The sequence below is a fragment of the Verrucosispora sp. WMMA2121 genome (assembly GCF_027460185.1).
Classification (GTDB): domain Bacteria; phylum Actinomycetota; class Actinomycetes; order Mycobacteriales; family Micromonosporaceae; genus Micromonospora; species Micromonospora palythoicola.
On record NZ_JAPZBH010000006.1, the window covers coordinates 448,924 to 474,889 of the forward strand.

Annotated in this window: 27 protein-coding genes, 1 tRNA gene and 1 pseudogene; 11 read left to right on the forward strand and 18 right to left on the reverse strand. The window is 69.2% G+C overall.

Features of this window, described 5'->3' with window-relative positions:
* Positions 1-2 precede the first annotated feature (2 nt).
* From O7605_RS10985 to O7605_RS11025, 9 genes and pseudogenes are all read right to left on the reverse strand, one after another.
* Positions 3-1,469 carry a helix-turn-helix domain-containing protein gene (locus O7605_RS10985; RefSeq protein ID WP_269739095.1) on the reverse strand — a complete coding sequence of 489 codons (1,467 nt, stop codon included), beginning with the start codon at positions 1,467-1,469 and terminating at the stop codon, positions 3-5.
* A gap of 149 nt (positions 1,470-1,618) precedes the next feature.
* Positions 1,619-3,862, reverse strand: coding sequence for an ATP-binding protein (locus O7605_RS10990; RefSeq protein ID WP_269739096.1), 2,244 nt, complete (start codon positions 3,860-3,862; stop codon positions 1,619-1,621).
* A 266-nt stretch (positions 3,863-4,128) separates the two neighbouring features.
* A complete protein-coding gene (locus tag O7605_RS10995) occupies positions 4,129-4,929 on the reverse strand; it encodes an MBL fold metallo-hydrolase (RefSeq protein ID WP_269739097.1) in 801 nt (266 codons plus the stop codon).
* Positions 4,926-5,720, reverse strand: coding sequence for an alpha/beta hydrolase (locus O7605_RS11000; RefSeq protein ID WP_269739098.1), 795 nt, complete (start codon positions 5,718-5,720; stop codon positions 4,926-4,928). The genes O7605_RS10995 and O7605_RS11000 overlap by 4 nt, the downstream gene beginning before the upstream one ends.
* Positions 5,717-6,550, reverse strand: a complete 834-nt coding sequence (locus O7605_RS11005) for an alpha/beta fold hydrolase (RefSeq protein WP_443083911.1) — start codon at positions 6,548-6,550, stop codon at positions 5,717-5,719. Before O7605_RS11005 ends, O7605_RS11000 begins: the two co-directional genes overlap by 4 nt.
* Positions 6,551-6,599: 49 nt before the next feature.
* Positions 6,600-7,421, reverse strand: coding sequence for an alpha/beta fold hydrolase (locus O7605_RS11010; protein ID WP_269739100.1), 822 nt, complete (start codon positions 7,419-7,421; stop codon positions 6,600-6,602).
* A 212-nt stretch (positions 7,422-7,633) separates the two neighbouring features.
* Positions 7,634-7,794, reverse strand: a pseudogene (locus O7605_RS11015) (transposase); the annotation flags it as partial.
* Positions 7,795-8,082: 288 nt separating this feature from the next.
* On the reverse strand, positions 8,083-8,379 hold the full coding sequence (locus O7605_RS11020) for a hypothetical protein (RefSeq protein WP_269739101.1): 297 nt from the start codon (positions 8,377-8,379) through the stop codon (positions 8,083-8,085).
* Positions 8,376-8,780, reverse strand: a complete 405-nt coding sequence (locus tag O7605_RS11025) for a hypothetical protein (RefSeq protein WP_269739102.1) — start codon at positions 8,778-8,780, stop codon at positions 8,376-8,378. Before O7605_RS11025 ends, O7605_RS11020 begins: the two co-directional genes overlap by 4 nt.
* 215 nt (positions 8,781-8,995) lie before the next feature.
* Here O7605_RS11025 and O7605_RS11030 point away from each other — a divergent pair, with 215 nt between their 5' ends.
* Positions 8,996-9,211 carry a winged helix-turn-helix domain-containing protein gene (locus tag O7605_RS11030; protein WP_254876763.1) on the forward strand — a complete coding sequence of 72 codons (216 nt, stop codon included), beginning with the start codon at positions 8,996-8,998 and terminating at the stop codon, positions 9,209-9,211.
* A gap of 385 nt (positions 9,212-9,596) precedes the next feature.
* A complete protein-coding gene (locus tag O7605_RS11035) occupies positions 9,597-10,916 on the forward strand; it encodes an IS701 family transposase (RefSeq protein ID WP_443083905.1) in 1,320 nt (439 codons plus the stop codon).
* Here the strand turns inward: O7605_RS11035 and O7605_RS11040 are convergent.
* From O7605_RS11040 to O7605_RS11045, 3 genes are all read right to left on the reverse strand, one after another.
* On the reverse strand, positions 10,894-12,189 hold the full coding sequence (locus O7605_RS11040; RefSeq protein ID WP_269739103.1) for an AlbA family DNA-binding domain-containing protein: 1,296 nt from the start codon (positions 12,187-12,189) through the stop codon (positions 10,894-10,896). The two genes, O7605_RS11035 and O7605_RS11040, sit on opposite strands and share 23 nt — an antisense overlap.
* A 422-nt stretch (positions 12,190-12,611) precedes the next feature.
* Positions 12,612-13,250, reverse strand: coding sequence for an excalibur calcium-binding domain-containing protein (locus tag O7605_RS31865; RefSeq protein WP_332317121.1), 639 nt, complete (start codon positions 13,248-13,250; stop codon positions 12,612-12,614).
* 545 nt (positions 13,251-13,795) lie between these two features.
* A complete protein-coding gene (locus tag O7605_RS11045) occupies positions 13,796-14,335 on the reverse strand; it encodes a hypothetical protein (RefSeq protein ID WP_269739104.1) in 540 nt (179 codons plus the stop codon).
* Positions 14,336-15,551: 1,216 nt separating this feature from the next.
* Here O7605_RS11045 and O7605_RS11050 point away from each other — a divergent pair.
* From O7605_RS11050 to O7605_RS11060, 3 genes are read left to right on the forward strand one after another with little or no spacing between them, the layout of a single operon-like run.
* Positions 15,552-17,111, forward strand: coding sequence for a replication initiator (locus O7605_RS11050; protein ID WP_269739105.1), 1,560 nt, complete (start codon positions 15,552-15,554; stop codon positions 17,109-17,111).
* Positions 17,108-17,305: an excisionase family DNA-binding protein gene (locus tag O7605_RS11055; RefSeq protein ID WP_269739106.1), complete on the forward strand. Its 198-nt coding sequence runs from the start codon at positions 17,108-17,110 to the stop codon at positions 17,303-17,305. Before O7605_RS11050 ends, O7605_RS11055 begins: the two co-directional genes overlap by 4 nt.
* Positions 17,305-18,525 carry a tyrosine-type recombinase/integrase gene (locus O7605_RS11060; protein ID WP_269739107.1) on the forward strand — a complete coding sequence of 407 codons (1,221 nt, stop codon included), beginning with the start codon at positions 17,305-17,307 and terminating at the stop codon, positions 18,523-18,525. The genes O7605_RS11055 and O7605_RS11060 overlap by 1 nt, the downstream gene beginning before the upstream one ends.
* Before the next feature lie 38 nt (positions 18,526-18,563).
* Here the strand turns inward: O7605_RS11060 and O7605_RS11065 are convergent, their stop codons facing one another.
* The 3 genes from O7605_RS11065 to O7605_RS11075 all read right to left on the reverse strand — a co-directional run bounded on the left by O7605_RS11065 (position 18,564) and on the right by O7605_RS11075 (position 20,102).
* Entirely contained in the window at positions 18,564-19,166 is a 603-nt protein-coding gene (locus O7605_RS11065) for a hypothetical protein (protein ID WP_269739108.1), read from the reverse strand.
* Positions 19,167-19,302: 136 nt separating this feature from the next.
* Positions 19,303-19,374 (reverse strand) — tRNA-Val (locus O7605_RS11070).
* A 50-nt stretch (positions 19,375-19,424) separates the two neighbouring features.
* Positions 19,425-20,102, reverse strand: a complete 678-nt coding sequence (locus O7605_RS11075) for a TIGR02611 family protein (protein WP_269739109.1) — start codon at positions 20,100-20,102, stop codon at positions 19,425-19,427.
* 297 nt (positions 20,103-20,399) lie between these two features.
* Here O7605_RS11075 and O7605_RS11080 point away from each other — a divergent pair, with 297 nt between their 5' ends.
* Positions 20,400-20,831, forward strand: coding sequence for an SsgA family sporulation/cell division regulator (locus O7605_RS11080; RefSeq protein ID WP_007457244.1), 432 nt, complete (start codon positions 20,400-20,402; stop codon positions 20,829-20,831).
* A 207-nt stretch (positions 20,832-21,038) separates the two neighbouring features.
* On the opposite strand, the gene O7605_RS11085 is transcribed toward O7605_RS11080, so the two are convergent.
* Entirely contained in the window at positions 21,039-21,815 is a 777-nt protein-coding gene (locus tag O7605_RS11085; RefSeq protein ID WP_269739110.1) for a glucose 1-dehydrogenase, read from the reverse strand.
* Between the two features lie 213 nt (positions 21,816-22,028).
* Between O7605_RS11085 and O7605_RS11090 the strand changes: the two genes are divergently transcribed.
* The 5 genes from O7605_RS11090 to O7605_RS11110 all read left to right on the forward strand — a co-directional run bounded on the left by O7605_RS11090 (position 22,029) and on the right by O7605_RS11110 (position 24,537).
* Positions 22,029-22,928: a helix-turn-helix transcriptional regulator gene (locus tag O7605_RS11090; RefSeq protein ID WP_269739111.1), complete on the forward strand. Its 900-nt coding sequence runs from the start codon at positions 22,029-22,031 to the stop codon at positions 22,926-22,928.
* Between the two features lie 85 nt (positions 22,929-23,013).
* Positions 23,014-23,469, forward strand: coding sequence for an RrF2 family transcriptional regulator (locus tag O7605_RS11095; RefSeq protein ID WP_269739112.1), 456 nt, complete (start codon positions 23,014-23,016; stop codon positions 23,467-23,469).
* A complete protein-coding gene (locus tag O7605_RS11100; RefSeq protein WP_269739113.1) occupies positions 23,469-23,642 on the forward strand; it encodes a GNAT family N-acetyltransferase in 174 nt (57 codons plus the stop codon). The genes O7605_RS11095 and O7605_RS11100 overlap by 1 nt, the downstream gene beginning before the upstream one ends.
* Positions 23,643-23,730: 88 nt before the next feature.
* A complete protein-coding gene (locus tag O7605_RS11105; protein WP_093402924.1) occupies positions 23,731-23,904 on the forward strand; it encodes a DUF4236 domain-containing protein in 174 nt (57 codons plus the stop codon).
* Positions 23,905-24,030: 126 nt separating this feature from the next.
* Entirely contained in the window at positions 24,031-24,537 is a 507-nt protein-coding gene (locus O7605_RS11110) for a potassium channel family protein (RefSeq protein ID WP_269739114.1), read from the forward strand.
* Here the strand turns inward: O7605_RS11110 and O7605_RS11115 are convergent.
* Both O7605_RS11115 and O7605_RS11120 read right to left on the reverse strand, forming a co-directional pair.
* Entirely contained in the window at positions 24,512-25,360 is an 849-nt protein-coding gene (locus O7605_RS11115) for a hypothetical protein (protein WP_443083979.1), read from the reverse strand. The genes O7605_RS11110 and O7605_RS11115 overlap by 26 nt on opposite strands.
* A 54-nt stretch (positions 25,361-25,414) precedes the next feature.
* On the reverse strand, positions 25,415-25,936 hold the full coding sequence (locus O7605_RS11120) for a VOC family protein (RefSeq protein WP_269739116.1): 522 nt from the start codon (positions 25,934-25,936) through the stop codon (positions 25,415-25,417).
* Positions 25,937-25,966 lie beyond the last annotated feature (30 nt).

Here is a 25,966-nt window from a genome sequence, read left to right on the forward strand (position 1 = left end):
GGTCAGCCGCCGCCCCTCGTCGTCCGCTCCGTCGGTGGTTCCTCGGCGCGCAGGCGGGCGGTGGCGAACAATCGGATCAGGTCGTCGAGTCGGTATTGTTCGGGCCCGCCCGGTTGCAACAGTCCCAGGTCGACGAGTTCCTCCAGCACCTGCTCGGCGTCGTGCGGCCCGAGCTGGGTCAGTGCTGTCGCCGTTGCGATGGTGAAGGAGGCCGTCGTGGTGTGCGCCAGCCGCCTGAAGGCGGTCCGCGTCGGCTCCGGCAACTGCTGGTACGACACCATGAACGCGGCCTCGACCCCGGCGCCGTCAGGCGTCAGCACCGCAAGACGGCGATCGCTGTCGGACAGCTCTTTCACCAGGCGGGTCATCGACCAGCCCGACCGGCCGTCCAGCCGCGCGGCGGCGATCTGCAACGCGAGCGGAAGGTGGCCGCACAGGCGCGAGACGGCATCGATCTCCTGGGTGGAACAACCCTCCGCGTCGACGACGGTGCGCAGGAACGTCGCCGACTCCTCGGCTGTGAACGGCGCCAGACCGATCCGCAGGACCGCCTCCAGACCACCGAGGGCGCGTCGGCTCGTCACGATCACCATGGTCGGGCCTGCGCCGGGCAGGAGATGCCGGATCTGGCCCTCGTTCGCGGCGTCGTCGAGGACGATCAGGCAACGCCGTTGTTGCAGGATCGCACGCAGCTGGCCGGTACGCTCGTCGTCGTCACCGGCGATCCGCCGAGGGCTCACTGCCAACGCCCGCAGTAGTCGGGTCTGCGCGTCGCCGACCGCCAAGGCTGCCCCACCGGCACCGCTCAGATCGAGGTGGAACCGCCCGTCGGGGAAGAGGTCCCGTTGCTCCTCGGCGACCCGGAGCGCGAACGCGGTCTTGCCGACTCCGGGTGGACCGTACACGACAGCCACCAACGCGGCGCCGCCGATCGTCAGATTCGCGCAGCGGTGGGCGATCTGGCCGAGTTCACGCTGCCGTCCGATGAATTCGCGGTTCGGGCGTGGCAGGTCACCTGCACGGGGTCGGCCGGTCACCGCCGTGCGGCGGCCCGCTCGGGCCATCGTCACGAATGCCTCGCTGGCGGTGGGGGTGAGACCGAGGGCCTCGGCGAGGGCGGCCACCGTACGCGGGAGTGGGGCTCGGCTGAGTCCGCGTTCCATGTCACTGATAGCTCGGACGCTGATGCCCGATACCTCGGCCAAACCCTCGATCGTCAATCCGATTCGCTTACGTCGCGTACGCAGTTCCTGGCCGAATCCGGCGTCGTCATGCAGCGGACCGCGACGCGGCCCGTCGGCGGCCTCAGGCGCCGGGTCGTGCTCTTTCTCGGCCCCGACGGTGAGCGCAATGACGTCGTCGACCGCAGCGGCGGCGGACGTCTCGGGCAGTGGATTCCGATCTGTCCGCCCATCGTGGGTCTCGGGTAGGAGATCGAGGGAGTCCGCGTGGTCGTGAGTGTTCGGCACGTGACGTGACCTCCATCCGGGGTCGATATCGCCGTCGGGTCAGTGAACCGCCGCACTGTTTCGTGGGCCCGGCCTGCCGCGCTCATCGTCGCACCCGCGTTGCCGCCCCGAGCGCGGCCGATCCGCTGGGTGGTGCCTTCTCAAGGGCCTCACTCGTGCATGGCGGCCAACTCCGACCGGGCCATCGCCTCGTACTTCTCCGGCATGCGGCCTTCCAGCAGCTCGACTGCCTGAGTCAGGTCGCGCCGTGCCTCGACGCGTGCACCCAGCGCGGCACGGGCCCGGCCGAGCATCAGGTACGCCCGGCCGACGTACGCAGCGTCGCCGACCTCGACCGCCGATGGCAGCGCCAGTTCGGCCTCACCGAGAGCCTCCTGCCCGCGCCCCAGCTCCATCAGCACCAAAGATGCGTAGGTGTGGGCGATGGCAAGGTAGGCCACGGCTGGTCTCGGCCCGAGGGGCCGTTGTTCCACCTCCCGCAGCAGGTGACGAAAATGCGTCAGTGCGTCGTCGTACCGCTCGAGGTCGATGGACAGAAGGCCGATCCCGGTAAGTGCGGTCACGTACGCGTCATGGTCGCCGACGCTGTCGGCGAGCTCCTGTGCCTGCTGGTAGGCCCACAGCGTCCGGTCGGGCTGCCCGCCGAGGCGCCAGGAGTGAGCGGCGTAGGTCAACGCCCACCCCTGTTCCTTGACATCGCCGATCTCGACCGCGAGCTGGTATGCCTCCATCGCGGTCGCGGCGCCCTCGTCCGGCCTGTGCACGGTGTAGGTGGCGGCCCACGCGTGGTAGTTGAGGTGGGTGACCTCCTGGTGGCGGTCGGGCAGGTGTGCCGACGCCGCCCGGGAAAGGCCGTAGACCTCGTACCAGCCGGGCCAGCCCAGCATCGAGTCGGAGAACCAGTGCATAGCCTCGGCGACGTCGACGACCAGCTGGTGCTCGCCGGCGTCGGCCGCGGCGTGCAGGGCGCCGAGCCAGTTGTCGGCCTCGGCCTGGAGCCACGCGCCCGCCTCCTCGATCGAGGCGAGGGCGACCAGACCGGTCCACTGGTCCGGCAGTGAGCCGTAGGCCGGTTCGAACCATCGTCCGGCCACGATCGCGGTCTCCAACAGCCAGTCGGTCATCCGCTTCGCGGTCACGGAGCGGGTACCCGCCGCCTCCTCGATGTGCAGCCGCTCCCGGGCGAACAGCCGAATCAGGTCATGGAAGCGGTACCGGTCCGTCCCCGAGAGTTCGAGCAGGCCGAGTTCGACGAGTTCGTCCAGTCCGTCGGTGACGTCGAACAGGTTCGTCCCGTTGAGCACGCTGGCGATCGGTGGTGCGAAGTCGACGCCCGGCACGTGCGCGAGTCGGCGGAAGAGTTCCTGTGCGTCACCGGACAGCTGGGCATGGGACAGCGCGAAGGCGGCCGCGATCCCGGTATCGCCCGCGACCAGGTTGGCGAGCCTGCGGTCGGCGTCGGACAGCCGGGCGGCCAGATGCGCGACGGTCCATCCGGGGCGGGTGGCGAGCCGGGTGCCGGCGATCCGCAACGCGAGCGGCAGGTACCCACACAGTCGGGAGACATCCTCGACCTCGTTCGTCACGGCGGGGTCGGTGGCCTGGCCGGCGATCGCAGCGAGCATCTGCGCCGACTCGGCCGGCGCGAGCGGTGTCAGGGGTATGCGCAGGACGCCGTCGAGGCCGCCGAGCGTCCGGCGACTCGTCACCAGGACGAGGCCGGGGGCGGGGCCGGGCAACAACGGTCGGACCTGCGCCTCGCTGGCGGCGTTGTCGAGCAGCAGCAGGCACCGCCGGTCGTGCAGGACCGCCCGCAGCTGACGGGAGCGCTCCTCGTCGGTGCCGCCGATGCGTCGCGGGTTCACCCCGAGCGCCCGCAGCAACCGGGACAGCGCCTCACCGACCGCCATCGGTTGTGTCTCGGTGCCACGTAGGTCGACGTAGAAGTGACCGTCGGGGAAGCGGGCGGTCAACTCGTCGGCGGCCCGTACCGCGAACGTGGTCTTGCCCAGACCGGCCTGCCCGTGTACGACCACGACCGGCGGGGGACCGTGGTCGACTGCGACGTGCCGACGGACGAGGTCTAATTCCGTCGTCCGCCCGACAAAGTCCGGGACCAACCGGGGCAGTCCACCGAGCCGTGGCGATCCCGCCCCACCAATCGATCGCCCGGCACGAGCGGCCTCGTCGAGCTGCCGGCGTTCGTCCGAATTCAACCCGAGCGCCCTGGCCAGGGCCGCGAGCGTCCGCGTCTGGGGTGCGCCTGTGTGCCCCCGCTCCATGTCGCTGATCGCGCGGATGCTCACGCCGGACGCTTGAGCGAGCTCCTCCAGCGTCGACCCCGCCGCGCGCCGCAACGCCCGCAGCCGGGATCCGAACGGTACGTCGGACATCGCGCCTCCAAACGTGTCACTGGGACGACAGTGTGACCACGAGATGCGTGCCGCGCCCAGTCATTCTTTCGGCGCGGCCTGATCAACCGGAACCTCGCTGAGGCTCTTGCGCCGTGCCGTCTCGCCGGATCGCCCCGACTCGAGCTTGAAGTTCGGAGTCACCTGCCGTCTACCGCCCGTCCCGAGGTTGGCTCCTCACCCGCGACGAACCGCCCCGTCGCCCGACTGTTCGAGGGCGAAGGAGCGGCTCGGCCGGTGCGGACCGGTCAGATGGCGATGTCGGCGGCGACACCGATCGGAAGCCAGCGGACACTGCGCTGGATGTCCTCTGGCGCGCCGGCAAACTCGCGCTCGATGGCCTTCCGATGTTGCCGGAAGTGTTTCCAGCCCTCGTAGTGCACCGGAATCACGGTGTTCGGTCGGATGGCCTGGCAGAGTTCGACGGCGTCACGGCCGGTCATGGAATAGCGCGCCGGGCCGGTGATGGGAAATCGGACCCCGCCGAGATGGACGAGCGCGATGCCGACCCGGAGGCGTTCCGCGACCTCGCGGAGGCCGCGGAACAGGACGGTGTCGCCGGAGATCCACACGACGCCGTGTCGCTGCCCCTCCCAGCGCAACGAAAACCCGATGACGTCGCCGACGATCGGCCCGCTCAGGGGCGGCCCGTGCCGGCACGGCGTGGCGGTGATGTGGAGCGTGGGTCGGCCCTCGGCGCGGAGGGTCGTGGTCGACCACGCGGCAAGGCCCTCGGCGATGCCGCCCAAGCGCCTGGCGCCCGGAATCGTGGTGAGCACGGTGCCTGCGCTCGGCAGCAGCGCCCGGCCGGCGTCGTCGAGATTGTCCCCGTGCTGGTCGTGGGTGAGCAACACCGCGTCGACCCGGCCCAGTGCCGACGTGGTCACCGCCGGCCCTGCCAGTTTCCGCGAGGACGTCCCCCAGCCGAAGGCATACCTTCGGCCGGGGGCGTCGAACGTCGGGTCGCTGAGCAGCCGCCATCCGCCGATTTCGATCAGTGTGGTGGGTCCGCCGATGTGGGTGACACGAATGGTGGCTGTCGGATTCATCGGCAGTGGCGCACGGCCCAGTCGAGGGCGGTGTCCGCGACCTGTTCCCAGCCGGCTTCGCCGCAGGTCCAGTGGGAGCGGCCGGGGAATTCGATGTAGTCGGTGACGGTGCCCTCGCCCCGGTAATGGTGGGCGTTGGAGCGGTTGACCGACGGCGGCATGATGTGGTCCGCGCCGCCGGCGATGAACAGCAGCGGTGCCCGGTCGGGGTTGCGGAAGTCGACCCACGTCTCCTGCTTGCCGGGCTTGAAGTTCGCGATCAGCCCGTATGCCCAGACCCAGCTGCCGGGGGCAGGGATGGCATAACGGTCGTAGGCCGCCCGCGAGTCCGCCTCCGACAGCGTGTTGGTGAACGCGTAGTGCCACTGCTCGTGGGTGAACCCGGCCGCTTGGTGCCGCTTGGCGGGGTTGTTGAGGATCGGGAAGAGAGACTTGATCTGTGACGGAGGGGTGACTCGGATTCCCTCCGGCGGAGCGGAGTCGATGACCACCCCTGCGGCACCGTGCCCACGGTCGAGGAGCAGCTGGGTCAGCGTGCCGCCGAACGAGTGACCCATGATGATCGGTTTCTCCGGCAACGCGGTGATGATCTTCTCCAGGTGGGCGATCACCTCCGGGACGGTAACTGCGGCGATCGGGGTGGGATCGGCACGCAGCGCCTCCACTTCCGCCTCGAAGCCCGGGTAGGCGGGCGCGATCACGGTGTGCCCCCGAGCCTCGTAGTACGGAATCCAGTGCTCCCAGCTGCGCGGGGTGACCCACAGCCCATGCACCAGCACGATCACGCTCATGCGCCGTACTCCTTCAGAAAGGCCAGCAGATCCTGACCGAGCTGTTCCTTGTGGGTGTCGGTGATGCCGTGCGGGGCGCCCGCGTAGACGATCAGTTCGGCATCCTTGACCAGTGCCGCGGACGCCTTGCCGCCGACGTCGAACGGCACGACCTGGTCGTCGTCGCCGTGGATGACCAGCGTCGGAATGTCGAACCTGGTCAGGTCCTCGCGGAAGTCGGTGGCGGAGAACGCGGCGATGCACTCGTACGCGTTGCGATGTCCCGAGGCCATGGACTGCAGCCAGAAGGCGTCCCTGATGCCCGCCGAGACGTTGGCGCCCTGGCGGTTGTTGCCGAAGAACGGGCCGTCGGCCAGGTCTTTGTACAGCTGTGACCGGTCCGCCAGGGAACCGGCGCGGATGCTGTCGAACACCCCGACGGGCACCCCGTCGGGATTGTCGCCGGTGCGCACCATGTACGGCGGCACGGCGGAGACCAGCACCGCCTGTGCGACCCGCGCGGTGCCGTGGCGACCGATGTACCGGGCGACCTCACCGCCGCCGGTGGAGAACCCGACCAGAGTCGCGTCGCGGAGGTCAAGGTGCTCGATCAACGCGGCGAGGTCGTCGGCGTAGGTGTCCATCTCGTTGCCGTGCCAGGTCTGCGTCGAGCGGCCATGCCCACGCCGGTCGTGAGCGATGACCCGGTAGCCGTGGCCGGCGAGGAACAGTTGCTGGGCCTCCCAGCTGTCGGAGTTCAGTGGCCAGCCGTGCGACAGCACCACCGGGCGGCCGCTGCCCCAGTCCTTGTAGAAGATCTGCGTCCCGTCGAACATCGCGACGAACGGCATGCTCTGGTCCTTTCGATCATGCATCGGATGAGGTAGAGGTGCCGCGTGGTCAGGCGGTGGCGCGGGCCGCAAGTGTGATCAGATCGGCGGTGATCTTCGGCTGCGAAATCATCGCGACGTGCGAGGCGCGGACCTCGACAGTCCGGGCGCCGGCACGCTTCGCCATGAATCGCTGGGCTGCCGCCGGGATGAGGTTGTCGTCGCGGGCGACGAGGTACCAGGATCGGACCCCCCTCCAAGCCGGGGCCCCGGACGGCTCCTGCAGAGTGTGCACGTCACCCGGCCGCTGGGTCGCCCACATCAGATCCGTGGTGGACCGGGGCAGGTCACCGGCGAAGACCTCGCGGAAGGCCGCTTTCTTCACGTACCCGTCGACGCTGCCGCCGTCCGCCGACGGGTACGGCCGGAAGTCCAACTGGGCTTCGCCGAGCTTCGTCCCCGGAAACTGCGTCTGCAGGGCGAAGACGGTGTCACCGGCGTCCGGCGCGAACGCCGCGACATAGACCAGGGCCTTGACGTTCGGGTTTCCGGTCGCCGCGTTCGTGATCACCACACCGCCGTAGGAGTGGCCGACCAGCACGATCGGTCCTGACACGGTAGCCAGGATGCTCGCCAGGTAGGCCGAATCCGACGCCACGCCGCGCAGCGGGTTCGCCGGCGCAAGCACCGGATATCCCTCACGGGTGAGCCGACGCACGACCTCGTTCCATCCGGAGGCGTCGGCGAACGCGCCGTGGACCAGGACGACAGTGGGTTTCGCCTCCGAGCCGTGACCGGCTGCGGCCGGTCCGCCGATCGCGGCGGTGAGGACGCCGGTGGCCACGACTGCCGCCGAGCCGACGAACACCGTACGTCTTGCTACTCCAGACATGTGCTGCTCCCAGTGCTTAGATGGGCCGGTGACGGGCACGAGGCGGTGGGTCACCTGCCGGCTGGCATCGCGGCCCGGTTCTCGCATCACCGACGGATCTGCTGACCACCACCGGGCGGTCGATCAGGTCGTGGGTTCATGCAACCAACGGCACGGGGCGGACACCATGCGGAGCGTTAGGCAGAACGAGTCACCCGGTCGTCCGGCCGCGGGATCGCGTTGACGATCTCCCGCCGCGGATGCTTCTCTTTGCGGTCGTCCGCGTTCGGCTCCGGCAACAGCGGCTCGATCGCGCCCACTGGGCGGCGGCCAGGTCGGAGGGGTAGTCACGGCGCGCAGAGACCGCGCCACCCTGCCCGTACCAACGGTGCATGTCACGCCGCAACGCCGTCCACAACAGACCTTCTCGAACACGCACTCAACAGCGACCGCGCGCTCGTCGGCCGCCGGAATGGCGGGCTGGGGACCGGCCGGCGTCATCGCCAGCCTGCTCCCAAACTGCTCCCAATTTAAGGGGTGATAGCCAAGAAGCTCGTTACCGACCCTTCCGGCAACGAGCATCTGACCTGCACGTATAGATGGTGGGCGATACTGGGATCGAACCAGTGACCTCTTCGGTGTGAACTCTCGGCAAGCCGGTCGGATCGGGCTTGATACGAGGTCATCCGGCCCGGTGGGGCGCGTGTCGGTCGCGTTCGGTCGGCACGGTTGCTGTACTTCGCTGCTGTACTTCCGACGGCTGCCTGGTCCAGCCGATGAAGCGGCGGTGCAGCGCTCCGGCGGGTGCCCAGGGCATGTCCTCGGCGGCCCGGACGAGATAGCCGCCGAGGTAGAGGGCCAGCGACACCGGTGCGCCTGCGTACTCCGCGCGCAGCTCCCGCCGCCGCGTGGGACACGGCCAGGGCAGGTCGCAGCCACCGCAGCTCCAGATCGGCAACACCGGGCCGTGGGTGGTCAACGCACACCACCCAGGAACCGGGCCACGCTCGCGCGGGCCTGCCGACTCGTCGCCCAATCCACCTGCCAGCAGGGGTACGGGGCCAGCCGCGACCACCACGCCCGACAGCCGACACACATCCCGTCGAGCCCTCGGACGTGCACCGCGAGGATCATCCGCTCCGACCCGCCGGTCACTGCTCGTCCTCCTGCGGCCAGTGACCCCGGTTGATCGGAATACGGTGCCGAGCACGGCACGGCAGTTCGGCTCCGCACCGGCAGATGCGCCGCCAGTGCTGCCAGGACCACACTGGCCGGTGTCGGCGGGCGAGGGTCAGCGCGGCGGCTAGGACGTACTCGTCGTAGGAGACCCGATTGACCGGCTCGTTGCGCGCCCGACCCATGATCGTTCCTCTCGGCCATGGCGAAGGGAGCACTTGCCACCTCCTTGTGCCGCAGCTGCTTGGAAGACGTGGATGCCCGAGCGCGGGGGATGCGCCGGACATCCACGTCGGCGAGGACGGCCCAACAGCGCCAACCGAGGGAATCGACCTCCTCGCCAACCTCCCATGGGTAGCGTTGGGTAGTCAAGGGCTGACGTAGGTGGTCTACTCGTGTTGCCAACCGAGGAGAACCAAGTGCCACCGCGTTACCGATACGAGCAGATCGCCGACGACCTCGCCGAACGCATCGCATCCGGCGAGTTCCCACCAGGCTCCAAGCTGCCCAGCCGGCGAGAGCTGATCGAGCACTACGAGGTCACCGAGCCGGTGATCGACCGAGCCATGCAGGTACTACGAATCAAGGGAATGACCGAGACTCTGCCAGGGGTCGGCGTCTTCGTCGCCGAGTAACGCCTTCCACACCCGGCCGGCTCGACTTGGACCCCTCGCTTGTAAGTTCTAGGCGCTTCGTCCGGCGGGGTCCGTCTGCGTCCGTGACCTCGGGCGACTGTCCGCGCTCCCTCGTCGGTGGTCGTCTTCGTCCGGGCTCGTTGCTGTCACTGTTGCTGTCGACAGCATCAGAGCCATCGCCAGCTACGAGCGGGTCACGCTGCTGCCGCGACAGATGCTGTTCGGCCGACCCGACCCATCACCGGGCACTACCGGAGGGTCGAAGGACGTTTCCCAACCCTAGTACGGCAGCCGCCGTTTGAGATGTCGCTGGTGGGGCCGGGTAGACGAGGTGCGGCCACCGCGTGATCGTCTGTCTGCTGTGGACATAACTTCAGATCTGGCGGTGGCCGCGTGCCACAGCGTAAACCCTGCCCGGTGGCGGCGGGTTCTGGCCGGGGTGTGTGATGCGTTCGCGGGTCGGTTCGGGCGGGTCGAGCCGCGGCGGGCTGCGGCGGCGTTCGTGACCGGGCTGCTGGCGGATATCGAGGTCAAGACGTGCTGGCAGTTGGCGGAGCAGGCCGGGCATGCGCGGCCGGATGCGATGCAGAGGTTGTTGTATCGGGCGGTGTGGGATGCCGACGCCGTCCGCGACGATCTGCGTGACGTGGTCGTGGCCCGGTTCGGTGACTCGGACGCGGTGCTGGTCGTTGACGAGACCGGGGATCTGAAGAAGGGCACGCATACGGTTGGGGTGCAACGCCAGTACACCGGCACCGCCGGCCGGATCGAGAACGCGCAGGTAGGGGTGTTCTGTGGCTACGCCAGCCGGCATGGGCACACACTGATCGACCGCCGGGTCTACCTGCCGGTGTCGTGGACCGATGACCGGGACAGATGCCAGGCCGCCGGAGTTCCCGACGAGGTCGTCTTCGCCACGAAGTCCGAGCTGGCCGCCGACATGATCACCGCTGCCCTCGACGCCGGCGTCCCCGCTGGGTGGGCGGCTGCGGACGAGGCCTACGGCAACAGCAGTGTCTTCCGTGCTCGCCTGCGTGAACACCACCTGGGCTACGTCCTGGCCGTGTCCCGCAGCCACCTGGTCCCTCTCGACGGCGGGAAGACTCGGGTGCGGGCTGACCGGGTCGCCGCCGGCCTGCCGGCCTCGGCGTGGCAGCGCCGCAGCGCTGGCGCCGGATCCAAGGGCCCGCGTTTCTACGACTGGGCCTGGCTCGACGACGTCTGCACCGACGCCGACCCCGACGACGGCGGCCACCACAGCCTCCTGATCCGCCGCAACACCACCACCGGTGAACTGGCCTTCTACCGCTGCTGGACACCCAGACCGGCCACCCTCGCCCAGCTCGTGAGGGTCGCCGGCATCCGCTGGACGGTCGAGGAAAGCTTCCAAGCCGCCAAGGGCCAGGTCGGCCTCGACCAACACCAAGTCCGCCGCTGGGACTCCTGGCACCGCTTCACCACCCTCGCCCTGGCCGCCCTCGCCGTCTTGGCGATCTGCGCCGCCGAAGCCGACGATGATTCCACCGACACCGGTCTGATCAAGCTGACCGTCAACGAGACCCGCCGGCTGATCAACACCCTCGTACTCCGCCCGATCCGCGACCTCGCCCACCGTCTGCGCTGGTCAGACTGGCGCCGCCGCCATCAAGCCCGAGCCCGCCAAGCCCACTACACCCGACGCCTCAACCTCGAACTCCAGCCATGATCCCGAACGGCGGCTGCCGTACTAGGTTGCGAAGCATCTGGCCGAAAAGCCGGTCCATTGCGCCGCGAAGGTCGCCCCCGATTTCGGCCAGCGGTACAAGTGTTTGACCTTGGTATGTTGCGCCGGGATAGCTCTCCCGCGTCGATGCACGTATGTCCCGCGCTCGGCCAACGACTCCGTCGGCGGGCTCCTCGGGCACGGTGTTCATCAGTTCCACGTGTACGGCAATGGCCACACCTGCGCGATAGCCCGCCTCGGCGGTGATGCTGTCCAGCAACCCAAGCGTCCATACGGCGGCGGAAAGCACAGTTCGCCAGGCTAGTACTCGACGATCGTCCCCTCGTTCTGGGTAGATGATGTAGTTGGACGAAAGTCTCACCGCTCCCGACTCGTCGATCGCCAAGATGTCACGTACCGGAATCTCGGGTTCGTGCCCTTCGCCAGTAGTCGCCCGTTCGACGCCGGTCATGGTTCGGGCATACCTCGGCACACCGCGATCCGGTGACCAGCCGCCGCTGTAGAGGGCCTGCGCCAGGTCCTGATGCAGCCCGATCAGCCGTCCAGCGCGGTCTTTGGCTACCTCCATGTGTTCCTCAAGCCAGCGACTGTACGAGTTGTTGTCAGCCAGCCGTGCGGCCAGCAGGTGTTGATCTCTCACCGGGACCGGCTCTGCTGCGAGGGTGAAACAACCGACAAAAAGAGAGGCCGAAGGCGTGAATCCGCGGTCGCCTCGGGACAGATCCTTGACCGTCTCGTCGAGCGAGCGGGCGACGCGATTGGCGCGCTCTTCGCGCTGACGCATCAGCCGTTCAACCATCGCGTCGGGCATGACGTGGGCCCGGCGTTCGTCCCTGGCGTAGTACATGCCGGAGGGCACCTGGTGCGGGGCCATCAAGCTGACCGGAACTCGCACGACGACAATCCCCCGGGCCGGGTCATTGGGATCCTCAAGTTCCACCGCGCGCTCTAGGTGCAGCGGTGGATCTAGGCTTGCGGCCACTCCCTCGATGCGCTCCACGAGCCCGGCCAGTTGTACCGGTACAAGTCGCTCGGCCCTGACGGTCGCCTTGTCCTCCTCGACACCGACAACGAGGACGCCTCCATCGTTGGCCAAGCTCGCCAGAGCCTTACGGATCTTGCCGGTGCCAGCCTCGCCACCGCCGAACTCGGCCTTGAACTCCAGATAGTGACTCTCGCGGATGACCTTGGAGCGAAGATCCTCTTCGGCCTCTTTGAAGGAGCGCGGTGTCCAAGCGGGACGTTCTATGTTCACTGCCTGATGGTGCGGCTCGCGCACCTTCGGCGCAACTACGTTCGCCCTGCCGACATTCGTGCCTGAGCCCCGACTGCTTGCCCTCGCTCCGGAAGCCTCTTGGCAACTCTCCAGACGCGCTTGTACAGCACTCCGTGCCTGCCGCGAGCTACCTAGGGCGCCGGTCGGCTGGACACCCACTGGTTCCACCCAGCCTCGACCGCCTGGGTGACGTGCGCAGAATCCGGCATACAGTTCGACTCGTCCGTCGCCCACCAGGTCAGCCGCCGCCATATGGCGTCTGACCTGCTGTTTCTTTGGCCGCTACTGGTCGCCGTTGGTCATTCTTGGTCGGCGTTTGACGGCCGGCGACGGCCCAGACGGCCCGGGACGGCCCAGTGAAGCAGAAGCCGTCCCTCCGGTCGGCGGCCTTCGCGTCGTTGTCATTCGCACGCGATCCCGTCGCCGTCTCGGTCCAACTTGCGTGAGTAGCCTGGCTCGCCTTTGCGGATGGGAGCCGCGCCGGCAGCTCGTACCGCCGAGCAGTTCGCGTAGTAGACATCGCCGTCTGGCGCGGGCCCGGTGTCGCCGTTGCCGCCGTCTGGCTCGCAGGCTTCGCCATCGCCGTCCCGATCCAGGGCAGGTCGGAACCCGGGGTCATCCTCGTACAACGGGTCCTTCCCGGCAGCACGCACGGCGTCGCAGTTGCGGTAGTAGGGCTCCTTCGGTTGCGATGCCGCTGTGGTCGGTTTCGGCTTCGGCGGTGCGATCGTCCTGGACGGCTCAGCCTCGATGCTGGGAGAAGCGCTGACGGCCGCCAAGCGTTCGGCGGTCGGTACTACGGTGCTTGGTGAGGATGACGGACTTGGTGATGCGTTGGCCTCAGGTTTTTCGTCTCCGACGAGAGCGCCTAGACCAGCAAAGCCGTAGCAAGCAAGCAGGACCCCGCCAACGACGATTGCGGCAATGCCTCCGGCTCCGAGTTTCTTAGCAGGGGTCATCGGATCGGTCAGTACGGGCACCGTGAGGGGCGAGCTGGGCTGCCGAGTAGCCCACGGGCCCTGGGGCGGAACACTGGTCATGATGCGGAGTCTTCACAGGCGGCGTCCCGGTCTATACCCGCTGATGGGTTGATTTCCTGTCGGTAAGCCGACTTCTCAAGTGCGACCCCTCGCTTGCAGCTCTGCGCGCTTCGTCCGGCCGCGTCCGTGCACGTCTCTGACGTCGGGCGCTGATCCGTAGCCTTCCCTCGCCGGCCCTCCGCGTCTGGCCCTGTTGCTGTCACCGCTGCCCAGGTCCACAGCATCGCCGAGGTGACCGCCTGTCGACAGCAACAGGGCCACCTGCATCCGGGGACGGACTGTCAGCTTGGGAATCGGCTTGATTTGCACCGTGGGTAGCGGTCCCGCCTTAGGAGGGGGTACGGACCGTCCAGTTTCCTGCTGCCGCAGGTTCAGTGCGTACCGGTAGTTGCCCTTGTGTCGGGTACACAGCGGGCACGGCGACTCTTTGTGTCGAGCGCAGTTGAGGGATACCCTCCGCTGCGCCTGAGGTTAGCCCGAGTGGGTCCCGCGCTCTGCTGCCTGGTGCTGTCTTGTGCCAACCGCCGCCCATCGGCGTTGCCACCCTATTCATGAAGGCCGCGAGTTACGGCGGCATAGCGCTCGCCGAGTTGCTGGCGGAAGCATTGAAGCCTTTGAGCAGTAATAGCGCTGGTTGAGGTTGCTTCAGGTAGCTCCATCGAACTGTACCACCAATCTGGCCGAGCTTTCGCATGCAGGATAAGGGTCGAGATCTCGATGATTTCCTCGACTATGGACAGCGCCCACTCGCGCTCGTCCCTCAACAGGAAGGGTGCAGCATCAATCAGGAGTAGGTTTACCTCTCGACGCTCCTCGACACCCAAAGGAATCGGACCGACACCAAATCTAGCGCGTTGACGGAAGCTGTCTTCCACCTCGGATAACTTTGTCCACACCTTCGAGAGATATTCGACACGCTTCGCCCTGTAATCCTTGGACTTCTCGCGTGCCTGAGCGCGACGCCACTGCCAGAATCCCACTGCAATTACGAGCAGTGTTCCGACGAAGGTGAACAGTGAAGCGTAAATCTGAGACATTTGGGCCCTCGCACGGTCGAAAGTCTGCGAATCGCCGATATCTTCCATCAGAAGTTGATGCCAGACGTGGGTCCCTCAACGCCGAGCCACCTCACGTTCCAGCTTCAACCTCTGCCGATACTGCTCCAAGCGCCTGGCAAGCACGCGTCGATACTGCCTTGTACGAGCAACCTCCCAGATCAGGTGCCATTCCGTCTGCCGTCGACCCGCCCTGCTGGGGAGCGGGCCGCCGCCCGGGCCGCCACGTCAAGCGGACCTTGACACAGGTTCGGACGCTGGCGGGTCGGGCGGTGGTCTGCTCGGCTCGCCCGGGTCGTCGGCTGGCGGGATGGCTCCCCACCGCAACCACCCACGGACCGCGACACGCCGGTGGAGCCCCGGCCATCCTGGAGCCGGAGCGCCCCCGCCGGAGGCGCTCTAACCGCAACGCCGCGACCACCGCCAGCCCGCCGACGCGGCCGGCGTGCGCTTCCCTACGCCGCGCGGGCTCGTGGCCGTGCGGCCCGGCCGGCTGCCGGCCCACCACCCATCGGGAAGCGGCCTGTCGATCTGCGGCGGCCCCGTGGGCTACCCGCTGTTCGCGCCAGCCGCCGGGCGTGTTGCGTGGCCGGAGTCGGAGCGTCAGCGGAGCGACGGACGCGCGCCCAGGCGGCGGCGCGTGCGGCCCGTCAAGGGCCGCCTTGATAGACGTACAGAAAGTCCTCCCACACCGGCCGGCAGTCGGCCGGCAGTCGGCCGGCAGTCGGCCGTCCCAGCCCTGGCCGGAGGGATCACTGCGGGTTGACGTGTCGGTACCCGGTGCTACTCTGGCGGTCGTTGAGCACGCCAGCGCGGCCTTCCCGCCGGATCGCTGGACTCGACTCCTGAGAGGTCGAGCGGCGTTCTGCCGCTGATGCGGGGCACATCCCGCCGCCTCTCCATCGCCCGGCCACAGTGCCGGCTCTCTGAATCCGCCGAGCGGCCCAGCACGGCCTTCCGCCGTCCACGATGGCCCGGATTCGCTCGCTTTCCACGGGTGGGGCAGCCTGCGGCGATCCCGCCGGATGCCGGTATCCCAGGCTTCCCACCCGTGCCGGCCAATCACGTTCACGAGCGCGAGAGGACATCACCGATCGGCGGAGTGTGGCAGCACCACGATTCCGCCCTCCGGCGTCGGCCGCCCTTTCGGCGGTGCCAGGAGACACGACGAACACCACCAGCGGACCAGGGTCCACGGCTGGTGGTGCTTCGTCTTCCGTCCCTGCCACCCCGTGAGGAGAAACCGATGTCCGCCCCACTCGCCGTGTCCCGGCCCGGCCTCGCCGCCGGCCGGATCACCCAAGCCCTGCACCGTGCGGCCACGCCGGACTACTTCGACTGGCTGGAACACACCGCCGCCGCTGGCGGCTGTACCCGCCCGATCCGCCTCACCGGCACCCTCGCCAGCGTGGAGGCCGACACCGGCCGCGTCATCCGAGAACTGCACACCGACGAGCTGCCCGACCGCGCGATCTACAAGGCGTGCGGCAACCGCCGTGCGTCGCAGTGCCCGGACTGCGCCTGGGTCTACGCGGGCGACGCCTTCCAGGTCGTCCGCACCGGCCTGACCGGAGGCAAGACCGTCCCCGCCACCGTCGCGCGGCATCCGGTCGTGTTCGCCACCTTCACCGCACCCTCGTTCGGCGCGGTCCACCGTCGACACGTCCCCGGACACACCTGCGGCGACCGGCGGCGCTGCGACTGCCGCCCCGCCCCTTGCCACGCCCGCCGCGATGTCGGCACCTGCGACCACGGGCGGCCCGCGGCCTGCTTCGCCCGCCACGACGCCGACGATCCACAGCTCGGACGGCCGCTGTGTCTGGACTGCTACGACCACGACCACCAGGCCGTGTGGAACTTCGTCTCCGGCGAGTTGTGGCGGCGCACCAAGCAGGCCATCGAACGCCAGCTCGCCGCCCTCTACCGCCGACGCGGCATCAGCCACGTCCAGGTCGTCACGGACTCCGGCCGGGTGCGCCGGGTGCCGCCGGTTCGGGTGTCACACGGCAAGGTCGCCGAGATGCAGCGCCGGGGAGCGGTGCACTTCCACGTCCTGCTCCGCCTCGACGGCGTCGACCCCGGCGACAAGGACGCTCTGGTGCCGCCGCCGGCCGGCATCAACGCCGATGACCTGGACGCCGCCGTGCACGCCGCCGCCCGGCAGATCACCGTCACCACACCTCCGCACCCCGACCGTCCGGAGGGCTGGCCGGTGGCCTGGGGTGAGCAGGTCGACGTGCGCCGGATCGGCAGCGGCGACGGTGACGTGACCGACGCCAAGGTGGCCGCCTACCTCGCCAAGTACGCCACCAAAGCCACCGAGGTCACCGGCCACGCCTCGACCCGGCTCACCTCCGACACCATCGACGCCTACGCCAACCCCGACGGCGACCACCTCGCCCGCCTCATCGACGCCTGCTGGCGACTCGGACGCCCCACCGCCACCTACACCACCCGCAGCGCCGCACGAGCCGAGGACCGTCCAGGCCGCCTTGACACCAACCCATACGCCGGGCTGCGGCGCTGGGCGCACATGCTCGGCTTCGGCGGCCACTTCCTCACCAAGGCCCGCCGCTACTCCGTCACCTTCGCCCTGCTCCGCGACACCCGCGCCACCTACCGGCGGGCCGAAGATGAGGAAACCGAAACCCTCACCGTCGGCACGCTCACCTACCTCGGGGCCGGCTGGCGTACCGACGGTGACGCGCTGCTGGCCAACACCGCCGCCCGACAGCGACGGGAAAGCAGACGCGTCGGCTGGGAAGAACTCGCTCACGACGCCTGGCTTACCGGGGCCGCCGCATGAACCACGACCTGCGCCCCCGCTGGTACTCCCCCGCCGAGGTCGCCGTCCTGCTCGGCTTCGGCATCTCCAAGGTCAAGATGAAGATCGCCACCGGCGAGCTGCGCTCCATCAAGGACGGCAAGTACCGCCGCATCCTTCCCGAATGGGTCGACGACTACATCCGCGCCCAGATCGACCGGCAGGAGGCTGCCTGATGCCCGGATGTGCCCGCGCCAACGGCGAAGGCTCGATTTTCCCGTACCGCAACGGCTTCGCCGCGTACGTCTGGGTCACCAAGCCGGACGGGAAGCGGACCCGCAAGTACGTCTACGGCAAGACCCGGGAAGCCGTCCACGACAAGTGGATCAAACTGCACCAGCAGGCCAAGGCCGGACCGGTGGCGACAAGTGTGCCGACCGTGGGTAGCTTCCTCGCCTACTGGCTGACCGAGATCATCGAGCCGAACCGGGCGCCGCTCACCTTCGCCACCTACGAGACGTTCGTCAGGCGTTACCTCTCCCCCGGCCTGGGGGCCAAGCGGCTCGACCGGCTCCAGTCCCGGGACGTGCAGACCTGGCTCAACCAGGTAGCCCGCACCTGCCAGTGCTGCGCCCAGGGCAAGGACGCCGCCCGCCGTAAGGAGAAGCGGCGCTGCTGTGCGATCGGGCGTTGCTGCCAGGCGGTCCCGTCGACCCGCACGGTCAGCGACATCCGGGCCGCGCTGCGGGCCGCCCTCACCCACGCCCAGGCCGAAGACCTCATCACCCGCAACCCGGCTGTCCCGGTCACCCTCGCCACCGTCCGCCGCCGACGCGGCAAGTCCTGGTCCAGCGACGAAGCCCGCCGGTTCCTCGAATCCGCCCGCGCCGACGCCGACCCGCTCTACGCCGCGTACGCCCTGGTCCTCGTCACCGGCCTACGCAAAGGCGAAGCCCTCGGTCTCACCTGGGCCGACGTCGACCTCGACGCCGGGGAGCTGACCATCGGCCGGCAACTGCAACGCGTACGCGGAAAGCTCCTGCACCGCGACACCAAGACTCAGGCGTCCGACGCCACCCTGCCCCTGCCCGACATCTGCTTGGCCGCTCTCAAGCTCAGACAGCAACAACGCGACGAGGCACGAGCAGCCGCCGGCAAGGCGTGGCACGAGACCGGACTCGTATTCACCACCCGCTACTGCACGCCCATCGAGCCGCGCAACTTCCAACGCTCCTGGCAGACCCGCTGCGACAAGGCGGGAGTCACGCCGATCACCGTCCACGACGCGCGGCGAACCTGCGCCACCCTCCTGGCAGACCTCGACGTCCACCCGCGAGTCGCCATGCAGATCCTCCGGCACGCCCGCTTCTCCGTGACCATGGAGATCTACACCCAGGTCTCGTCCAAGGCGACCCGCGACGCGCTCAGGCGTCTCGGCGACTCCCTCGGCCGCTGACTGTTGTCCCTAAAGGGCAGCCCTTCGGAGGGCGTAGTTCAGCCTTTGCGGTTCGGATCGGTGAGAGCATCCCAGTCTTCAGCGCTCTTCGGGAACGGTCCCCAGTGCGGCAGGTAGAAGGGTCGCCGCGGTGGGTCGGCCACCGTGAACGGCTTGAACTCCGGGTCCGCGATCACCCGGTAGACGAACTCGGCCGTTGACATGTCGAGCTGGTGCCACGGCTCGATGGCGTCCCACCGCGCGACCACAGGCCACCGGTCGGGCTCCACTGAACGGTCCGCTAGCCAGTAGTACTCCCCCTCGGTCTGATCGCTGCCCCATTGGATCAGCCCCGGCCCCTCTTCGGGCTCGTACATCTCGTAGGGGGCCCACAGCCGCGCGGACTCATGCCCGGCTACCCATTGCCGAGAAGAGGCCCACGTCCGAAGCAGCGGCTGCGCATGGTCGTCGGTCTGCCGTAGAAGGTCCAGGTACGCGTAGAACGCCCCCGGCACAAACCGCCGACACAGTTCCTTGAAGTCTGTCGGCAGCGCGACGCCCAGCTCGGCTTCCACCTGCTCCCAGCCGGCACCGTCCTCGGGCTCTTGGTGCCATCCGGTCACGTCGATGATCCGGTCGATCCACGTCAGCTGATCATTCACGGCCGGCAAAGTAACAGTGCAGGCGGACATCCCCTCGCCTGCTCGCCACCCCGTCCGATGACCGTTGCTGTACTTCGCTGCTGTACGGGCAGCAGAAAGGCCACCTCCCGAATCCCGGGAAGTGGCCTGAGCTGCGTGGGCGATACTGGGATCGAACCAGTGACCTCTTCGGTGTGAACGAAGCGCTCTCCCGCTGAGCTAATCGCCCTCAGCGCGGATGACTCTACCCGATCGGGCGCGCGGACCGCGAACCCGGGGTCAGTGCGTCGCGAGGTAGTGCAGCACCTGGGCGATGACGTCGATGCCGAGGCTGTACTTGATCGACAGCAGGGCGACGGCGCCGACGAAGACGAGGCCGATTGAGCCGATCACCAGGCGTACGGGCAGGGATTGTTTCTTGACCCAGGCCGTCCAGCCATGGACGTGCCGGCGGGTGAAGGCGAGTAGGCGTTTGGCCCAGTGGAACTCCACCGCCCAGATGCCGAGGCCGGCGATCACCAGCAGCCAACCGGGGCCGGGCAGCGGGATGAGGGCGATGCCGAGGGTGACCACCAGGGCACCCAGCACCCCGAAGATGATCTTTAGTGCGATTCGGCCGGTGGGGTTGGCCCGGATCAGGGCGAGAGTGGTGGATATCCGCTGCCGCCACGGCGGCGGGTCGCGTCGCTCGGACACGGCGACACCACCCCTCTCGCGCTGTACGCCCCCGGTCATCTCCCCACGATGCCCCTTCCCGGTCGATCTATCCCGGCTTCCACCCGGGTAGCCACGTCCGTTGCGCACCCGCACAGCCGCAGCGCCACGGCCGCCCGACCGACCGTGATCGATCACTGACCGACCGTGCCGGCTTCTCCGCTTCTTCGGCACCCCGTACCCCCGCTGTTCGGCTGTGCGGACCGCGACGTTCGACGGGTCTCGCCCGGGCGCCGCATCCACTGAGGAACGCGTCCGCGACCATTTCCCGCCCCAGTGTGGCGCGGGCCCGTCACTGCAACCGCCGACTGGACGTTACCGGAGTAAGTCGACGACTCAACAAACCCGATGCCGGGCAGGATGAACCCACTGGGCAGAATCGGAAATTCTACATGAAGTTTCACTTTCATGAGGCCCTTCCGACCCCCTTCCCACCACTGGGTGAAGTCAGCGCATGGCGGAGCGTAGCCAGGAGTAGCGGCTGAGTATGGGAAAAGCGGGACACGCGCGTTCCGCAGCGGTGCCGGGGGGAGAACGTTCATGAGTGTCATCCGACCGACGACCGTAGAGGTCGAGACGTCGCTAAGGCTCGTCGCACCTGACGCCACCGCCCTGCCGGTGCGCGCCAGTCTGCGCTACGACCCTGCTGATCCGTATGCGGTCCATGTCCTGTTCCATGCGGAATCGGCTGGTGGCGAGGCGGTGAGCTGGTCCTTCGCCCGCGAGCTGCTGGTGACCGGGCTGGACGAGCCGGCGGGCATCGGGGACGTACGGGTCTGGCCCTGGGCCACCCCGCGCGGCGACTTCGTCGCGCTGGCGCTGTCGTCGCCGGACGGCAACGCCCTGTTCGAGGTGCCGCGCAGCGTGCTGGTGCGTTTCCTGCGGCGGACCTACGTCGTCGTTCCGCGCGGCCGGGAGGCCGAGCACCTGGACGTCGACACCGCGGTGAACCGGCTGCTCGCCGGTCGCTGACAGACCGAACCGGGGCCGCGCGGATCTGCCGAATCCGCGCGGCCCCCGCCTACCCCCTCCACACCCTCCCCCGCACCCCGCGACATCCTCCGCGATCTTGCACTTTCGGTCGTTGTTACGCGGCTTCTGCGGTGTAGGCACCGACACAAACTGCAAGATCGCGGGGCGGGTTGGGGTGGGGGTGGGGTAGGGCGGTGGGGTGGGTGGTCAGCCGTGGGTGGTTAGGCCGCCGTCGACGGGGATCACCGCGCCGGTCAGGTAGGCCCCGGCTCGGGAGGCCAGGTAGATGGCGGTGCCGGCCATGTCCTCGGGGCGACCGATGCGGCCGAGAGGGATCTGGGCCTCGATGGCCGAGCGGGAACCGGGGTCGTCGAGCGCGAACGCCATCATCTTGCTCTCGAACGGCCCGGGGGCGATCGCGTTGACGGTGATCTGCTCGCCGGCCAGCTGATGGGCCAGGCTGCGGGTCAGCATGTGCACCGCCGCCTTGGTGGCCGAGTAGGCGTACACCTCCATCATCGGCACCCGGATGCCGTCGATGGAGCCGATGTTGATGACCCGCGCCGGGTCGTCCGAGTTCGCCGCCGCCCGCAGGGCCGGCAGCAGCGCGGTGGTCAGCCGGAAGACCGCCTTGACGTTCACCGCCCACAACTTGTCGAACGCGCTCTCCGGGTAGCTCTCCAACGGCGCGCCCCAGGTGGCCCCGGCGTTGTTGACCAGGACGTCCAGCTTGTCGACCCGGTCCTGGACGGCGGCGGCGAGGTGCTGCGCGCCCTCGTCGCGGCTCAGGTCGGCGGGGATCGCCTCGCAGCGTCCGTGCACGGCCAACTCCTTGGCCACCGCCTCGCACACGTCGGCCTTGCGGGAGGAGATGATGACGTGCGCCCCGGCGGCGACGAAGCCCCGGGCGATCATCAGGCCGATGCCCCGGGAGCCGCCGGTGACCAGGACGGTCTTGCCGTCGACCGAGAACAGATCCTTCATGCCATCCCCTTGCGGTACCCGGCCTGGGGGCAGCCGGTGTCGGTGCCGCCGTCACGGACCCTCGGGGGCGTCACGACGACCAGGTCACTACCGATCAGTAACCTAACCGTCCGGCCACTTCGGGAACAACCCCGTCCGTCCGCCGAAGCCGCAACCTCCAAACCGGGTGGGGCGGGATGCGTACGGGCCGGGCTCGGGCTAACGTCGCAGGTGATGGTCCCTTCCGGTCACCTCGCCCCGGCGCCGCCCGACGCTGCCGCCAACCCGGCCGAGATCGAAACGATCACCCTCGGTGATCTCGCACCCGACAGCGGGTGGCGACGACCGTTGCTGCTGGACCGCGACGTGATCGTGCTGACCACGAGTGGGCACGGGCTCGCCGAGGTGGATTTCCGGGCCCTGCCCTGCCGGCCCGGCACGCTGCTGCGGATCCGTCCCGGTCAGGTGCTGCGGTGCGCCCTGCCCCAACTCGACGCCACGGTGGTCCGGTGGCGTCCGGAGGCGCTGGACGGGTTCGACGTCGACATCGACGGCGTGCCCAGCTGGGTCCAGCTGGCCGGCGAGGACGAGGACGCGATCATCAACGAGGTCAGCCAACTGACCGTCGATGCCAGCCGGCACCGGGACACCCGGGCCGCCCGCAGCCTGCTGCGCCATCAACTGAGCGTGCTGCTGCTGCGGCTGAGCATGCTGCCGTCCGGCTCCGGGCAGCCGTCGCGGCCGGAGGACGAGACCTTCCGACGACTGTGCCGCGAGGTGGAGCGGGCATACCAGGACACCCGGCGGGTCGAGGACTACGCCGACCGACTGGGCTGCTCGGTGCGTACCCTCACCCGGGCCTGCCTGGCGGTCACCGGGCGCAGCGCCAAGCAGGTGGTGGACGAGCGGGTCGCGCTTCAGGCCAGCCGGTTGCTGGCGGCCACCGATGAGCCGATCGCCCGGATCGGCCGGCAGCTCGGCTTCACCGAACCGACGAACTTCGGCCGGTTCTTCACGCGCGAGGTCGGCATGAGTCCGGGCGCGTTCCGGGCCGCCCGCGAACGGCCCGCGTCGGCACCGGTGGTCCGCCCCCGTCCACCCGTCGACGCTCGCATCGACGTCCATCGGGCATGACGGTGCGGCGCACGTGGTGCGCCGCCGGGCGATCCGGCGGGCTCAGGTGCGGCACCGGCGGCCACGGATTGGGCATGATGACGGGGTGCAGATCTCCGCGCGTGGCGACTACGCGGTACGGGCGACACTGAGTCTCGCGGCCAGCTACCCGTCGCTGCTGTCCACCCAGACCATCTCGGCGGAGCAGGACATGCCCCGCAAGTTCCTGGAGGCGGTCCTCGCCGACCTGCGTCGGGCCGGCATCGTGCGGGCCCAGCGCGGCGCGGAGGGCGGTTACACCCTGGCCCGACCGCCCGGCGAGGTGACCGTGGGCGCGGTGCTGCGGGCGGCGGAAGGGCCGCTGGCCGGCGTCCGCGGCCTGCGTCCGGAGGAGACCCGCTACGACGGGGTGGCCGCGCACCTGCCCGAGTTCTGGGTCGCGGTCCGCGCCGCCCTGCGCCGGGTGGTCGACGAGGTGAGCCTCGCCGACCTGGTGAACGGGCGGCTGCCTCCGCACGTCCGTCGCCTCACCACTCTGCCGGACGCCTGGGAACCCCGCTGATGCCCACTCCCACCCTGCGTACCGGCCTGCCCCGGATCCACGCCACCGTGGACGCGCGGAACAGCGCGTCGCTGGCCCTGCTGGCCCGGCTCGGTTTCGGTCACGAACGCGATGTCGCCGAGCCCGACGGCAGCACCACCTGGGTGTTGTTCGTCGACCACCCGAGCGACTGATACTCCACTGCGGATCCGACCTGGTTTGGCGAATAGACGCAACGGGAATCTTCGAGCCCGTACGGGAAGTCTCGAAGGGAGCCCCACAATGGGTGTGATGTTGCGTAAGCGCAAGAAGTTCGGGCCGCTGATCCTGCACTTCACGCAGAACGGCTTCTCGTCCTGGAGCATCAAGCTCGGTCGGTGGTCCTGGAACTCGCGGGCCAAGGCGCACCGCGTCGACCTGCCGGGGCCGCTGCACTGGAAGCAGGACAAGTCCTGAAGCGCCGACGTTCAGCGGGGCGCCGGCACCCCCGGCGCCCCGACATTGTGTCTGGCCGCACCATCCGTTTCCGCTGACCCGGGCGGGTCGCACCGATGACGCACCGCCGGGCCGGACAATTTCGACATGAATCAGAAAGCGGACCACCGGTCGGCGCGTCGGCGTACCGCACTGGCCTGCGGGCTCATTTTCGTGACCTACTTCGTCGTGCCGGTGGAGTCCGATCCCGACCCGACACGACTCGGCCTGCGCATCGTGCTCACGCTGCTGATTCTCGGCGTGGTGGCGTGGCTGGTCACCGGTCAGGTACGCCGCCAGGTCGTCGCCGCGACCCACGAACGCGAGGCCCCTCCGGTGACGCACCTGGTCCTCGCGCTGGTCGCCGGCCTGCTCGCCTTCGCGCTCGCCGACTATGTGATCGCCCGGGTCGCGCCGTCCCAGTTCGTGAACCTGGAAACCCGCGTCGACGCGTTGTACTTCGCGCTGGCCACGTTGACCACCATCGGCTACGGCGACGTGCACGCCCACGGGCAGCTCGCCCGGGTGCTGGTCTGCGCGCAGATGGTGTTCAGCATCGGGGTGATCGCCACCGGCTTCTCACTCGTGGTCAAGCGTCTGACCGCACGGGTGTGACGAGCACGTCGCCGCCGAGCCGGCCGGCCGGCGGGGTCCGGGTCACCCGGCCGCCGTCGAGCAGGTCGTGCAGGGCCCGAACGGCGTCCACCGCCCGGTAGGCGGTCTCCGTCAGCGCGTACCGGCGCAGCTCGGTGACCGTGCGCGGGCCGTGCCGGGTCAGCTCGCCCAGCAGCATCCGCCCGAGCGGGGCCGGATCCACCGGGGACGCCGGTGAGAGTGGCTCGCCGTACGGGTCGCGGAACCGCAACCCGCTCGCCCACAGGGTCTCCTTCAGCTCCTCCAGGCTGCGGTCCGATCCGGTGCCGAAGCCGAGCCGCCGGTCCGTGTCGACCAACTCGACCTCGGTGGCCAGCGCGAACCCGGCGTCGACAAGCGCCGCCCGCAGGTGCCGCGCCACACCGGCGACCACGAACGCCTCGGCGGCCCGGCCGGTCGCGGCGGCGGTCAGCGCCACCGGATCGTCCGCCTCCAGGTAGGACAGCACCGGCGCGCCCGCGGCACCGGCCGCCCGAAGGGCCACCGGCAGCCGGGCCGGCGGGCCGGGCATCAGGTGTACGGCGACCTCGGCCGGCAGTCCCGCCTCGGCGGCACCGACCCTGGCCGGCAGGGCCTCGGTGCCCTCGGCGAGCACGAGGACGGTGAGCCGGCAGCCGCGCAGCCGCGCGGCGTGCTCGCCGGCCAGGCGTACGGTCTGCTCGGCCAGGTGCGGGTCGCTGCCGTCGTACCCGAGGGCGACGGTGGCCCGGCGGGCGCGGCGCAGCGCGGCCGGCAGCCACCGGTCCAGGTGTCGGAGAAACGGCGCGTGCCCTACGGCGTCGATCGGCATGCTCAGGTTCTACCGCAACGGGTCAGGCCGGCCCGCCTGGACGGCGGGTCACACCGGGACCGAGATGCCGACGCCGCCTCGGGTGTCCCCGCCGTAGCGCTGGATCTCGGCGGCCAGGTCGAGACGACCGATCCTGGTCCGGGCGGCGAGGGCGGCGTCGTCGAGCCGGTCGGCGGGCACCAGCCAGACCACTTCGAACTCGAGCCCGTCCGGATCCCGGCCGTAGAGGCTCTTGGTGGTGCCGTGGTCGGAGGTGCCGACCAGCGCGCCGGCCTCGGTCAGCCGCCGGGCGGTGGTGGCCAGTTCGTCGAGGGTGTCCACCTCCCAGGCCAGGTGGTAGAGGCCGACGGTGGCCCGGCCGGCGGTCGACCGGCCGGCGCCCGCACCGATCTCGAACAGGCCGAGGTCGTGGTCGTTGGTGGAGCCCGGCGCCTGGAGGAAGGCGGCGCCCCGGAAACCCTCCGGGGTCATCGGTACCCGGCGGAAGTCCAGCACGTCGCGGTAGAAGGCGACGCTGCGGTCGAGGTCGCTGACATAGAGGACGGCGTGGTTGAGGCGATGGATTCCCATGCGCCAAGGCTAGCCGGAAATTAGTTGAGT

Excerpts from the sequence above, each read along its gene's own strand:
- O7605_RS10990 (WP_269739096.1), bottom strand. The coding sequence starts at position 3,862 with ATGTCCGACGTACCGTTCGGATCCCGGCTGCGGGCGTTGCGGCGCGCG.
- O7605_RS10995 (WP_269739097.1), bottom strand. The coding sequence starts at position 4,929 with ATGAATCCGACAGCCACCATTCGTGTCACCCACATCGGCGGACCCACC.
- O7605_RS11000 (WP_269739098.1), bottom strand. The coding sequence starts at position 5,720 with ATGAGCGTGATCGTGCTGGTGCATGGGCTGTGGGTCACCCCGCGCAGC.
- O7605_RS11005 (WP_443083911.1), bottom strand. The coding sequence starts at position 6,550 with ATGCCGTTCGTCGCGATGTTCGACGGGACGCAGATCTTCTACAAGGAC.
- O7605_RS11010 (WP_269739100.1), bottom strand. The coding sequence starts at position 7,421 with ATGTCTGGAGTAGCAAGACGTACGGTGTTCGTCGGCTCGGCGGCAGTC.
- O7605_RS11025 (WP_269739102.1), bottom strand. The coding sequence starts at position 8,780 with ATGGCCGAGAGGAACGATCATGGGTCGGGCGCGCAACGAGCCGGTCAA.
- O7605_RS31865 (WP_332317121.1), bottom strand. The coding sequence starts at position 13,250 with ATGACCAGTGTTCCGCCCCAGGGCCCGTGGGCTACTCGGCAGCCCAGC.
- O7605_RS11045 (WP_269739104.1), bottom strand. The coding sequence starts at position 14,335 with ATGGAAGATATCGGCGATTCGCAGACTTTCGACCGTGCGAGGGCCCAA.
- O7605_RS11050 (WP_269739105.1), top strand. The coding sequence starts at position 15,552 with ATGTCCGCCCCACTCGCCGTGTCCCGGCCCGGCCTCGCCGCCGGCCGG.
- O7605_RS11055 (WP_269739106.1), top strand. The coding sequence starts at position 17,108 with ATGAACCACGACCTGCGCCCCCGCTGGTACTCCCCCGCCGAGGTCGCC.
- O7605_RS11060 (WP_269739107.1), top strand. The coding sequence starts at position 17,305 with ATGCCCGGATGTGCCCGCGCCAACGGCGAAGGCTCGATTTTCCCGTAC.
- O7605_RS11080 (WP_007457244.1), top strand. The coding sequence starts at position 20,400 with ATGAGTGTCATCCGACCGACGACCGTAGAGGTCGAGACGTCGCTAAGG.
- O7605_RS11085 (WP_269739110.1), bottom strand. The coding sequence starts at position 21,815 with ATGAAGGATCTGTTCTCGGTCGACGGCAAGACCGTCCTGGTCACCGGC.
- O7605_RS11090 (WP_269739111.1), top strand. The coding sequence starts at position 22,029 with ATGGTCCCTTCCGGTCACCTCGCCCCGGCGCCGCCCGACGCTGCCGCC.
- O7605_RS11100 (WP_269739113.1), top strand. The coding sequence starts at position 23,469 with ATGCCCACTCCCACCCTGCGTACCGGCCTGCCCCGGATCCACGCCACC.
- O7605_RS11105 (WP_093402924.1), top strand. The coding sequence starts at position 23,731 with ATGGGTGTGATGTTGCGTAAGCGCAAGAAGTTCGGGCCGCTGATCCTG.
- O7605_RS11110 (WP_269739114.1), top strand. The coding sequence starts at position 24,031 with ATGAATCAGAAAGCGGACCACCGGTCGGCGCGTCGGCGTACCGCACTG.
- O7605_RS11120 (WP_269739116.1), bottom strand. The coding sequence starts at position 25,936 with ATGGGAATCCATCGCCTCAACCACGCCGTCCTCTATGTCAGCGACCTC.